General features: G+C 55.6%; 10 protein-coding genes. 9 read left to right on the forward strand and 1 reads right to left on the reverse strand.

Annotated features, from left to right (window positions below):
- Positions 1–93: 93 nt before the first annotated feature.
- Positions 94–2,385 carry an ATP-dependent DNA helicase RecG gene (recG, locus tag GURA_RS09470; protein ID WP_041245875.1) on the forward strand — a complete coding sequence of 764 codons (2,292 nt, stop codon included), beginning with the start codon at positions 94–96 and terminating at the stop codon, positions 2,383–2,385.
- 77 nt (positions 2,386–2,462) lie between these two features.
- On the opposite strand, the gene GURA_RS09475 is transcribed toward recG, so the two are convergent.
- Positions 2,463–3,530: a threonine aldolase family protein gene (locus GURA_RS09475; protein WP_011938763.1), complete on the reverse strand. Its 1,068-nt coding sequence runs from the start codon at positions 3,528–3,530 to the stop codon at positions 2,463–2,465.
- 246 nt (positions 3,531–3,776) lie between these two features.
- Here GURA_RS09475 and pruA point away from each other — a divergent pair, with 246 nt between their 5' ends.
- The 8 genes from pruA (at position 3,777) to acpP (ending at position 11,867) form a co-directional block, all read left to right on the forward strand.
- Complete coding sequence (gene pruA, locus GURA_RS09480) at positions 3,777–6,785, forward strand: L-glutamate gamma-semialdehyde dehydrogenase (protein ID WP_011938764.1); 3,009 nt, start codon at positions 3,777–3,779, stop codon at positions 6,783–6,785.
- A 186-nt stretch (positions 6,786–6,971) separates the two neighbouring features.
- Entirely contained in the window at positions 6,972–7,508 is a 537-nt protein-coding gene (locus GURA_RS09485) for a YceD family protein (protein WP_011938765.1), read from the forward strand.
- A gap of 16 nt (positions 7,509–7,524) precedes the next feature.
- Positions 7,525–7,707 (forward strand): 50S ribosomal protein L32, encoded by a 183-nt coding sequence (gene rpmF / locus GURA_RS23385; RefSeq protein WP_011938766.1) that lies wholly within the window; start codon positions 7,525–7,527, stop codon positions 7,705–7,707.
- A 51-nt stretch (positions 7,708–7,758) separates the two neighbouring features.
- The gene (gene plsX / locus GURA_RS09490) at positions 7,759–8,799 is read left to right on the forward strand and encodes a phosphate acyltransferase PlsX (RefSeq protein WP_011938767.1); all 1,041 of its coding nucleotides are present in this window, start codon (positions 7,759–7,761) and stop codon (positions 8,797–8,799) included.
- Positions 8,800–8,813: 14 nt separating this feature from the next.
- A complete protein-coding gene (locus GURA_RS09495; RefSeq protein WP_011938768.1) occupies positions 8,814–9,794 on the forward strand; it encodes a beta-ketoacyl-ACP synthase III in 981 nt (326 codons plus the stop codon).
- Between the two features lie 22 nt (positions 9,795–9,816).
- The gene (fabD, locus tag GURA_RS09500; protein ID WP_011938769.1) at positions 9,817–10,752 is read left to right on the forward strand and encodes an ACP S-malonyltransferase; all 936 of its coding nucleotides are present in this window, start codon (positions 9,817–9,819) and stop codon (positions 10,750–10,752) included.
- A complete protein-coding gene (gene fabG, locus GURA_RS09505; protein ID WP_011938770.1) occupies positions 10,749–11,489 on the forward strand; it encodes a 3-oxoacyl-[acyl-carrier-protein] reductase in 741 nt (246 codons plus the stop codon). The genes fabD and fabG overlap by 4 nt, the downstream gene beginning before the upstream one ends.
- A gap of 144 nt (positions 11,490–11,633) precedes the next feature.
- Positions 11,634–11,867 (forward strand): acyl carrier protein, encoded by a 234-nt coding sequence (acpP, locus tag GURA_RS09510; protein WP_011938771.1) that lies wholly within the window; start codon positions 11,634–11,636, stop codon positions 11,865–11,867.
- Positions 11,868–11,906: the final 39 nt, after the last annotated feature.

Raw genomic sequence — 11,906 nt, forward strand, 5'->3', positions numbered from 1 at the left:
GGACCGGTTCGCCCCTTCATTTTTCCCCTTACGGAATCGGACAGTCGATGCTATAGTACCTGCGCCGCGATGTTTGAAGCGGCAGCGACCGCCATGACCATTATCAAACTCTCTGAAGATAATCGCATCTCCCTTCCCCTGGAAGTGACGGAGGCCCTCGGACTTAAGCCGGGGGATGCCGTTGAGCTGACAGCGTCGGAAAACGGATTTCTTTTGGCCCGCCATACCCCTGCGTCCCCAGCCCCTTTGCGCGAATCCGTCAGCCGCAAGAACCTTGAAACTCCAATGCAGTTCATCAAGGGTGTAGGGCCGAAGCTGGCCGAGAACCTTGCGAAGAAGGGTGTCAGCGTCGTTGAGGATGCGCTCTTCCTGCTCCCCCATCGTTACGAGGACCGACGCACCCTGGCCAAGATAGGCAGACTGCGCCCCGGCGCCAACGAGGTCTTCTTTGCCGAGGTGATTGCAGCCGATGCCGCATCGACACGCGGCGGGAAGCGGTTCTTTGAGGTGACCGTCGGCGATGGCAGCGGTACGGTCACCCTCAAGTGGTTCCATTTCAATCCCGCATTCATGAAAAAGATCTGGAAGCCGGGGAGGAAAGGGATCTTCACCGGCGAGGTGGTGCAGTACGGCTTTCAGCGCGAGGTGCATCACCCGGAGGTGGAATGGCTTCCAGAGGGGGAGGACCTTGCTGCAGTCATGGCCGGGGACCCGCTCAGCTTCGGGAGGATTCTGCCCGTTTACCCGCTTACCGAGGGGCTCAGTCAGAAGACCCTGCGCAAGGTGATGAAGGAGGCGGTGGACAGGTTTGTTGCGGATGTGGAAAACCATCTCCCGCTTGAAGTAATCGGCAGGCACGATCTCATGCCTTTGGACAAGGCGCTGCAGGCGGCCCATTTCCCCGCAAACGACGCGGATCTCCAGACGCTGAACAACGGTGCGACTGCTGCCCACAGAACCCTCGCTTTCGATGAATTCTTTTTCCTGGAGCTGGGGCTGGCCTTGAAGAAAAACGGCATCGCTCTGGAGGAGGGGATAGACTTCCAGGTAACACATAAATACACGAAGGAGCTGCTGAAGCTTTTGCCCTTCTCATTGACCAATGCCCAGCGCCGGGTCCTGTCGGAGATAAAGAACGATATGATGGCGCCCCATCCCATGCACCGCCTCGTACAGGGGGACGTGGGGTGCGGCAAGACCCTGGTGGCACTCATGGCGGCGCTGGTTGCGGTGGAAAACGATTACCAGGTCGCCATCATGGCCCCGACCGAGATCCTCGCCGAGCAGCACTTTCTCAATATCCATCACTGGTGCGACGCATTGGGCGTAAAGGTGGCGCTCCTCACCTCAAGCCTGAAGGGGAAGGCGAAGAAGGCCGCCCTGGAAGAGATCGCCACGGGAAATGCCCAGGTCGTCATCGGCACCCATGCGGTGATCCAGGATAAGGTCGAATTCCGTCGGCTCGGCCTGGGGATCATCGACGAGCAACACCGCTTCGGCGTCCTGCAACGGGGCATTCTGAAGAAGAAGGGGCAAAACCCCGACATCCTGGTGATGACGGCAACCCCGATCCCGCGCACACTGGCCATGACGGTTTTCGGCGACCTGTCGCTTTCCGTCATCGACGAACTCCCTCCCGGCAGGACCCCGGTGGAAACACGCATAGCCTTCGAATCAAGGCGTTCCCAGGTATACGGCGTTATCCGCGAAGAGGTGAAAAAGGGACGACAGGCCTACGTCATCTATCCACTGGTTGAGGAGTCGGAGAAGTCGGACCTGAAGGCGGCTGCCCAGATGGCGGAACAGCTGCAAAGCGACGTATTCCCCGATCTGCGGGTGGGCTTGCTGCACGGCAGGATGCGGCCGGATGAGAAGGAAGCGGTGATGGCCGCATTCAAGGCGCGGGAAACCGACATTCTCGTGGCGACCACCGTCATCGAGGTGGGTATCGATGTGCCCAACGCGACCGTCATGGTGATCGAGCATGCCGAACGATTCGGTCTCTCCCAGCTCCACCAGTTGCGCGGCCGGGTAGGGCGGGGGAGCGACAAGTCACGCTGCATACTCCTTACAACCGGCAGACTTTCCGAGGACGGTGAAAAGCGGCTGCGGGTGATGGAGTCGACCAGCGACGGGTTCCGGATTGCCGAGGCCGACCTGGAAATACGCGGGCCGGGAGATTTCCTCGGAACCCGTCAGGCCGGGTTGCCGGACTTTCGTGTCGCCAACATCCTGCGTGACGGCCGCATTCTGGAGGAGGCGAGGATGGAAGCGTTCAGCTTCGTGGAAAAGGACCGGGGGCTGGTTGCCCCGGAGAATGCCGGGCTGCGCCGGGAACTGGCGCGGCGTTGGGGGGGGCGGCTGGAGCTGGCGGGTATTGCCTGAAATCGGTAACGTGACTAACCAAGATCAAATCTTGCACGCGGATAACATCTGATCAAAATCGGTAGTCTTTCCCATGTCTAGGTATTCTGTTGCACCAGTTCGCGGATGTCCTTCACCAGAGCGGCGATGTCCGCATCGCTGGTTTCCCATGAGCACATGAAGCGGGCGCCTCCAGAGCCGATGAAGGTGTAAAAGTGCCAGCCGCGGTTGCGCAGCGCTTCCATCAGCGTTGGCGGCATCTCCAGAAATACGGAGTTTGCCTGGCAGGGGAACATGACTCTGATGCCGGCAATGGATTGCAGCTCTTTTTCCAGCTTCCGGGCGCAGGCATTGGCATGGGCAGCATGACGCAGCCAGGCGCCGCTTTCCAGGGTGCCGATCCATGGAGCGGCAAGGTAGCGCATCTTTGAGGCGAGTTGCCCAGCCTGTTTGCAACGGTAGTCGAACTCGAATGCCAGTTCGCGGTTAAAGAAAATGACGGCTTCGCCCATGGCGAAGCCGTTTTTCGTTCCGCCGAAACAGAGCACATCCACCCCCGCTTTCCATGTGATTTCCTTCGGTGCGACGTTCAAGGACGCTATGGCATTGGCGAAACGGGCTCCGTCCATATGAATCCGCAGAGAAAAACGCCTGGCAACCTCGCCGATCGCCTGCATTTCATCAACGGTGTAGACCGTGCCCAGTTCCGTTGCCTGGGTTATACTCAGCGCACGCGGTTTCGGATAGTGGATGTCCGTGCGGCGCTGAACCGTATGTTCAATTTCTCCGAGATCGACCTTTCCGTTTTCACCATGCACCAGCAAAACCTTGGTGCCGTTGGAGAAAAACTCGGAAGCGCCGCACTCGTCGGTTTCGATGTGCGCCATTTCGTGGCAGATGATGCTGTGATAGGACTGGCAGAGCGAAGCAAGCGCCAGAGAGTTGGCTGCCGTGCCGTTAAAGACGAAAAACACCTCGCAGTCGGTCTCAAAGAGCTCCCGCAGCCGTTCGCAGGCCTTGCCGGTCCAGTAGTCGTCTCCGTACGATGAGGCGTAGCCGCGATTTGCTTCCGCCATCGCCTGCATTGCTTCCGGGCAGATCCCGGCGTAATTGTCGCTGGCAAACTGATGATGCTGCAGCGGTTTTTGAAGATCGGCACGCTTCATATCTCACTCCCTGTCGCTGGATTTCATTGAGCTGGAATGGTGGTAACAGTTCCATGTATTTAACCGTTTTACCGTGCAAATGCAATCGGAATCAAATCGCGTTCAACTGCCGTGAGTGTTCTCGGGAAATGTTGTCGGAAATATTCGTCATAACCCATGAAAGCTCATGGTTTTATGGTAGAAATAGTAATGATGACGATACGGCTGGCAGGATTTTGTTATGGGGAAAATAGGGGGAAACACACAATGGACAACGAACTGAACAGTAAAATCATCTCCCGCGGTAAGGAATTCTTTGCCGGCATCAGGGGCGAAACCCCTTCACTTTTCAACAAGGGGGAGTGGATGGGCAAGGTGATGGATTGGAGCATGAGAAACGAAAACTTCAAGGTGCAGATGTTTCGTTTTGTCGATGTTTTCCCAACGCTGACCAACGGGAGGCTTCTGGCCGATCATATCCGGGAATATTTCGGCGGCGGGCAGGAGATGCCTGCCGTCGTCTCGTGGGGGGCCGACGTTGCCGGGATGTTGGGCCCGCTCGGCAGCGCCGTGCTCAACAAGGCGCTTTCCTCCAATATACATGAAATGGCCCGCCAGTTCATCATCGGCGAGAGTTGCAAGGAGACGGTGAAAAATCTTGAGAAATTGCGCAAGGACGGTTTTGCCTTCGTCGTCGATGTGCTGGGCGAGGCGACCCTCTCCGAAGCGGAGGCTGAGGCTTACGTGAATACCTATCTGGATCTTCTCGATTCACTGCAAAAGGAGCAGGGAGGGTGGAAGGGGCTGCCGGGGAGGGGAGGCGATCCGGCGCTGGACTGGGGGCATGCGCCGAAAATCAACGTGGCCGTCAAGGCGACTGCCCTTTACTGTCTGGCCAATCCGCAGGACTTCGAGGGATCTGTCGTTGCCATTCTCAACCGGTTGCGGCGCATCTTCGCCAGAGTGGCGGCGGTGAACGGTTTTCTCTGTCTCGACATGGAGTCGTACCGGTTCAAGGACATAATCCTGGAGGTATTCCGCCGCCTGCGATTGGAACATCGCGATTACCCGCATCTGGGGATCGTTCTCCAGTCGTACCTGAAAGACACGGACAGGGACCTGGACGATCTCCTCGGCTGGGCTCGAATGAACAACGTCCCGCTTTCCATCCGCCTCGTCAAGGGTGCCTACTGGGATTACGAGACGGTCAGGACCAGGCAGAACAATTGGGCGGTACCGGTCTGGACCATCAAGGCCGAAACCGATGCCGCATACGAGCGCCAGGCCCGTAAAATCCTGGAGAACCACGCTGTCTGCCACTTCGCCTGCGCTTCCCACAACATCCGCACCATCTCCGCGGTCATGGAGATGGCCGGAGAGTTGAGTGTTCCGGAAGAGCGCTATGAGTTTCAGCTTCTTTACGGGATGGCCGAACCGGTTCGCAAGGCAATTCTCAAGGTTGCCGGCAGAGTCCGGCTTTACTGTCCCTACGGCAATATGGTGCCGGGTATGGGTTACCTGGTCCGCCGTCTTCTGGAGAATACGGCCAATGAGTCGTTTCTCCGTCAGACCTTTGCCGAGGGCGCCCGGATCGAGAAGCTGCTGGAGGACCCGGCCGTGACTGCCGAACGGGAACTGGCAGACCGAGCGGCCAAGCCGAAGAAGAAGCGGATGGGTCCCGGCGGGCTCTCTCCATTTGAAAACGAGCCGATGGTTGACTTCACCTGTAAGGACCAGCGAGAGGCCTTTCCACGGCATATTGCCGAGGTGCGCAGGCAGCTCGGCAAGACCTGTCCACTCCATATCAACGGCAGGGATGTGCAAACAAGCGATCTGCTGCCGTCCATCAACCCGGCCGGCCCTTCCGAGGTGATCGGCTTGATCTGTCAGGCCGGCGCTACCGAGGTGGAGGAGGCCATTGCTGCCGCCGGGGCTGCTTTTCCGGCCTGGCGCGACACTGCTCCGGGCAGCCGGGCCGGGTATCTGATCAAAGCCGCGCAAGCTGTCCGCAGACGTCTCTTCGAGCTTTCCGCCTGGCAGGTACTGGAGATCGGCAAGCAGTGGGATCAAGCGTATGCGGACGTCACCGAGGCGATCGACTTTCTGGAGTACTACGCCCGTGAGATGATCCGCCTGGGCGAGCCCCAGCGGGTCGGACACGCCCCTGGCGAGACGAACCATTATTTCTACGAAGCCAAAGGGGTGGCCGCGGTCATCGCTCCATGGAACTTCCCTCTGGCAATCAGCATGGGAATGGTCTCCGCGGCGCTGGTTACCGGCAATTGCGTCGTTTACAAGCCGTCGGGACTTACTTCGGTCATAGGTCGCCACCTGGTCGAGATTTTCAGCGAGGCGGGCCTCCCTGCCGGGGTATTTAACTATATCCCGGGCCGTAGCTCGGTCATGGGCGACTTCCTTGTAGACCATCCGCATATCAGCCTGATAGCCTTCACCGGATCGAGGGAGGTCGGCTTGAGAATCATCGAGCGGGCAGCAAAGGTTCATCCCGGCCAGGCGAAAGTAAAGAAGATCGTCTGCGAAATGGGGGGGAAAAACGGCATAATCATCGACGATGACGCCGACCTGGACGAGGCGGTTCCCCATGTCCTGTTTTCCGCCTTTGCTTTCCAGGGGCAGAAGTGCTCAGCCTGCTCCAGGGCCATTGTACTCGACGGGGTCTACGACAAATTCGTCGAGCGCCTTCTGTCCATGGCCCGGGCGACATCGGTCGGTCCGGCGGAGAACCCCGCTTTTTATATGGGGGCAGTGGCCGACGATAAGGCGATGAAACGCATTCTGGAGTACATTGAAATCGGCGGGAAAGAGGGAGTTATCCTGTATCGAAGCCCGGTTCCTTCCGAGGGATACTTCGTTCCGATGACCATCATCGGCGGCATTCGTCCCGAGCACCGGATCGCCCGGGAGGAGATCTTCGGCCCGGTCCTGGCGGTCATGCGGGCCAAGGACTTTGAGCAGGCCGTCGAATGGGCCAATTCAACCAGTTACGCCCTGACCGGCGGGGTCTTCAGCCGGAGCCCCGAGCATCTTGCCCTGGCCCGCAGGGAATTCCGTGTCGGTAACCTTTACTTCAATCGCAACTGCACCGGCGCCCTTGTTGAGCGCCAGCCTTTCGGAGGTTCCAGGATGTCGGGAGTCGGCGCCAAGGCGGGTGGACCAGACTATCTGCTTCATTTCATGGAACCGCGGGTGGTCACCGAAAACACCATGCGCCGCGGTTTTGCGCCGGTCGATGAAGGTGATGACCGGGTTGATTGACGTAATGCATTGTGTCTGGCATTTAAAACTTCTCTTGGTATTTATCCTTGCAAATAATTGACGAATGGTTTAATAAAGTGAACCCGGTTTTCATGAGTTGAGAACCGTTTCAGGGAATTTTACCTTGACAAAAACGGCTCCATCTATATACTGAAAAGCTTTGAATGCACTACCCTTGGTGAGAAATTGAAAGTTCGCATAGTTGATTTGAAAGATAAAATGCTGGTTCTGACTGCTGAGGAGCCGGTTGCCGACTATCCTGACCTTGTGTCGATGGTTGATGCCGGCGACTGTGAATTCCTGGCGCCATTGCGGCTTTCCTTTTCGGTTGCCAGGGAATTTGATCATATCAGGGTTGCCGGTAAGGTAGAAACCGCTGTCATGATGAACTGTTCCCTGTGTCTGGGTGAGTATGATACGGAAATAGCTTCGTCCTTTACTGTGTTTTATACAAAAGCCTCCGGGATGGCGCTTGACGAAGAGGTCGAACTGGCTGAAGAAGACCTTATTTCCAAGTCCTATGAAGGTGACGAGATTGATTTTGCCCCTGAAGTTGCGGAGCAAGTCATAATGGAAATTCCTTTCAAACCCCTCTGCAAAGAAGATTGTGCCGGTTTGTGCAGCAAGTGCGGTGTAAATCTGAATGAAACCGCATGCAATTGCGATCGGAGCGAGGGCGGTTTTAAATTTGGTGCGTTGAAAGGCATTAAGATAGAAAAGTAAAAAAAGGAGAAACATTATGGCAGTACCTAAGAAAAAGACATCCAAATCCCGTAAAAACATGAGAAGGGCGCATGATTCCCTTACCGCTCCAACCGTTTCCACCTGTCCCCAGTGTAAAGCTCCCAAACTTCCGCATCGCGTCTGTCCATCCTGTGGCACCTATAAAGGCAGAGAAGTGATTAAAGCCGAAGAGCTTTAATGATTTTACTCTGTAACGTTCTTTTTTTGAGAATCGCTGCCTAGGGGTTATATGAGAGTTGCTGTCGATGCAATGGGAGGCGATAACGCGCCCGTTGTCGAGGTTGAGGGTGCTGTTGCTGCTGCCGGAGAATTTGGTATTCCCGTTACTCTGGTAGGTGATACTGATAGAGTCAATCAGGAGCTTGCCAAGTACAATTGTAAAGGCTTGGATATAACGGTCAAGCATGCCAGCGAGGTAGTGGGCATGCATGATTCTGCCTCGGACGCGGTCAGGAAGAAAAAGGATTCTTCCATACGGGTCGCCTTTGACCTTGTCAAGAACGACGAAGCGGTTGCGGTTGTCAGTGCCGGGAATTCCGGCGCAACGATGGCTGCCGGGATGTTCGTTCTCAAGCGGCTCAAGGGCATTGACCGTCCTGCCATTGCCCAGATATTTCCAACCTTGCGCGGCAAAACACTGGTGCTGGACGTGGGTGGCAACGTGGATTGCAAGCCGCTCCATCTCGTGCAGTTTGCAATAATGGGTGAAGTGTACGCACGGTTTGTCATGGGTGTGGATAACCCCAGGATCGGACTCCTTTCCAATGGTGAGGAGGAGAGCAAGGGGAATGACCTGACCCGTGAAACGAGCGCTTTACTGAAAAACACCTCACTTGACTATTTCGGCTATGTCGAGGGACGCGATATTTTCAACGGCATAGTGGATGTGGTTGTCTGTGACGGTTTTGTCGGCAATGTGGTGCTGAAACTTTCCGAGGGTCTTGCAGAGGCCGTCGGCAAAATGCTGAAGGACGAAATAAAGCAAAGTTTGTTGTCAAAAATCGGTTATCTTTTGTCCCGCAAAGCTTTTGTCAACTTTAAAAAGAAGGTCGATTACAGTGAATATGGCGGGGCACCTCTGTTGGGGATCGACGGCGTCGGCATGATTTGCCACGGAGGTTCCAACGCCAAGGCTATCAAGAATGCCATTCGCTTTGCCCATGAGTATGCGCAAAAAGGTGTAAATCAACGTATGGCGGAGAAGCTTCAGGAGAATTACCCCCTGTATATGCAACAACTCGAAATGCTAAAAGTTCAAGCAGCAGGATAGGGAAGGTCGGACTCATGATGCGTGCAAGGATAACAGGTACAGGTTCAGCGGTTCCTGACAAGGTGTTGACCAATTTCGATCTTGAGAAGATGGTTGATACGAGTGATGAATGGATAACGACCAGGACCGGGATCAAGGAACGCCGGATTGCCGGTGAAGGGGAGTACACTTCGACATTTGCCACCAGGGCGGCGGAGAAAGCCCTGGAGATGGCCGGGGTCAAGGCGGATGAACTGGACCTGGTCATCGTCGGCACGGTGACCCCTGATTTTCCATTTCCCGCCACTGCTTGTGTGGTGCAGAATAATATAAAGGCTGTAAATGCAGCCGCGTTTGATGTTACTGCTGCCTGCTCCGGGTTTCTATACGGCTTGTCCGTGGCAGAGAAGTTTATCAGGACAGGTACTGTAAAAAAAGCGCTTGTTATCGGCGCGGAAGTGCTCTCCAGGATTATCGACTGGTCGGACAGAAATACCTGCCTTCTTTTCGGCGATGGCGCCGGGGCAGTAGTGGTTGAGGCGTGCGAAGGTGACAACGGCGTTCTCTCCACGCACATCCACAGTGACGGTTCTTTTTGGGAGCTTCTCTATCTGCCTGCATGCGGCAGCAGGAACCCTGCCACGCAAAAGGCCGTGGACGACAAGTTGATTTACCTGATGATGCAGGGAAACGAGGTCTTCAAGCTGGCGGTGAGGGCTATGGGAGAGGTAGCCCATGAGGCGCTTGCCGCCAGTGGCATGACCCCTGCCGACATTGACCTCTTCATTCCGCATCAGGCGAATCGACGCATCATCGATGCTATCGGCAAGCGACTCGGACTTGCCGAGGACCGGGTCTTTGTCAATCTTGACCGTTACGGCAATACCTCCGCAGCCTCCATACCGATAGCGCTGGATGAAGCGAATCGCTCGTCACGCATCAAGGAAGGGGATATTGTTCTCTTTGATGCATTTGGCGGCGGCCTTACCTGGGGGGCGGCTTTACTGCGCTGGTAGTCCTACAAAAGGAAGGTTCTTCATGAGTAAAAAAGCTTTTATTTTCCCTGGCCAGGGCTCTCAATATGCCGGCATGGGAAAAGACCTTGCCGATAATTTCAAAGCTGCTGCACACGTCTTTGCCGAGGCCGATGATGCCCTTGGCTTCAAGCTGTCTAAACTCTGCTTCGAAGGTCCCGAAGAAGATCTGAAACTGACTGCCAACACCCAGCCGGCCATACTTACCGTCAGTATTGCTGCTCTACGGGTGCTTCAGGAGGAAACCTCGCTGACTGCCGATTTCCTCGCCGGTCACTCTCTCGGTGAATATTCGGCGCTGGTTGCAGCCGGCGCCATGCAATTTGCCGATGCAGTACGCACTGTTCGAGCACGCGGTACCTTCATGCAGGAGGCGGTGCCGGTGGGAGTCGGGTCTATGGCAGCGATACTTGGGGTCGAAGCCGACATACTGGCTCAAATCTGCGCCGAAGCAGCTCAAGGTGAGGTCGTTTCGCCGGCGAACTTCAACTCACCGGGGCAGATTGTTGTTGCAGGCCATAGCGGTGCCGTGAATCGCGCCATCGAGATTGCCAAGGCCCGCGGTTTCAGAAAAGCCATGCTTCTGCCGGTAAGCGCACCGTTCCATAGCAGTTTGATGGAGCCTGCAGGAGCGCGTTTGGCAGGGGTTCTGGAAGCTATTGAAATATCGTCGCTGCAGGCTCCCGTCGTTTCCAATGTCGAGGCGAAAGCCAATAGCGACATGAAGCGCGTCAAGGAGCTCTTGGTCAAGCAGGTCAGCGCACCGGTTCTTTGGGATGCATCGGTGCAGGAGATGGCGGCTTGCGGTGTTACTGCGTTTGTTGAGATCGGACCGGGCAAGGTACTTGCCGGGTTGGTAAAACGGATCGATAAAACGGCTGAAACCAGAAACGTTCAGGATGTGGATAGCCTGAAGGCGTTGGTTCAGGAGGGATTATGAGTCTCAATGGCAGGGTGGCTGTGATTACCGGTGCTTCGCGCGGCATCGGCAAGGCTGTGGCCTTGAAACTGGCCGCGGAAGGTGCTGACCTTGTGGTGACCGCAACATCGCTCGAAGCTGCCCGGATGACGGCCGATGAAATTATTCAGTTGGGCGGCAAGGCTTTGGCGTTGAAGGTTGATGTTTCGATAACGGAAGAGGTCGAGTCTCTTTTCCATAAGACAATTGAAGAGTTCGGCCGGGTGGATATCCTGATCAACAATGCGGGGATTACCAGGGATGGACTTCTGTTGCGCATGAAGGAAGCGGACTGGGATGCGGTGCTGGATGTCAACCTCAAGGGGGCGTTCAACTGCACCCGCGAGGCTGCCAAATACATGACCAAGGCCAGGTATGGCAGGATCGTCAATATAAGTTCCGTGGTCGGCGAGATAGGGAATGCCGGGCAGGTAAATTACTGTGCGAGCAAGGCCGGCATGTTCGGTCTCACCAAGGCGACGGCCAGGGAGCTTGCGAAGCGGAATATCACGGTGAACGCCGTTTCGCCCGGATTTATCGAGACGGATATGACAGGCGTGCTCTCGGAAAAAGTCAGGGAAAATCTCTTGCAGCAGATACCCCTGGAGCGTCTGGGGCAGCCCGAGGACATTGCAGCTGCCGTATATTTTCTGGTTTCCGCACAGTCCGGCTACATCACCGGTCATGTGCTGTCTGTGAACGGCGGAATGCATATGTAACCGCACGTAAATATGGGGCGGGCTCTTTTTTGCTTTGCCGCTAAAAATACCTTTTGCAAAATCGTTTTTTCATGTTATGTAGCTAGGACAGTCAAACAAATCAACCAGCCTGAAAAGGTACAAAATCAAATGGAGGTGTAGGAAATGTCATCGATTGATAAACGGATTAAAGAAATAGTAGCTGAACAACTGGGAGTCGACGAGGGGCAGGTTACCAACGAGGCTTCTTTCATGGATGACCTTGGCGCCGACTCTCTGGACACAGTGGAGCTGGTTATGGCTCTTGAAGAAGAATTCGACATCGAAATTTCCGATGAAGATGCCGAGAAGATCCAGTCGGTGCAGGACGCCATAGATTATATCACTGATCATACCTAGCAGATTAAGGGGAGGATAAAACTTCCCCTTTTTTCTTAG

It is taken from the genome of Geotalea uraniireducens Rf4 (genome assembly GCF_000016745.1).
GTDB lineage: Bacteria > Desulfobacterota > Desulfuromonadia > Geobacterales > Geobacteraceae > Geotalea > Geotalea uraniireducens.

Bases quoted from the DNA above. Each gene is read 5' to 3' on its own strand.
- recG (WP_041245875.1), top strand. From the start codon at position 94: ATGACCATTATCAAACTCTCTGAAGATAATCGCATCTCCCTTCCCCTG.
- GURA_RS09475 (WP_011938763.1), bottom strand. From the start codon at position 3,530: ATGAAGCGTGCCGATCTTCAAAAACCGCTGCAGCATCATCAGTTTGCC.
- pruA (WP_011938764.1), top strand. From the start codon at position 3,777: ATGGACAACGAACTGAACAGTAAAATCATCTCCCGCGGTAAGGAATTC.
- rpmF (WP_011938766.1), top strand. From the start codon at position 7,525: ATGGCAGTACCTAAGAAAAAGACATCCAAATCCCGTAAAAACATGAGA.
- plsX (WP_011938767.1), top strand. From the start codon at position 7,759: ATGAGAGTTGCTGTCGATGCAATGGGAGGCGATAACGCGCCCGTTGTC.
- GURA_RS09495 (WP_011938768.1), top strand. From the start codon at position 8,814: ATGATGCGTGCAAGGATAACAGGTACAGGTTCAGCGGTTCCTGACAAG.
- fabD (WP_011938769.1), top strand. From the start codon at position 9,817: ATGAGTAAAAAAGCTTTTATTTTCCCTGGCCAGGGCTCTCAATATGCC.
- fabG (WP_011938770.1), top strand. From the start codon at position 10,749: ATGAGTCTCAATGGCAGGGTGGCTGTGATTACCGGTGCTTCGCGCGGC.
- acpP (WP_011938771.1), top strand. From the start codon at position 11,634: ATGTCATCGATTGATAAACGGATTAAAGAAATAGTAGCTGAACAACTG.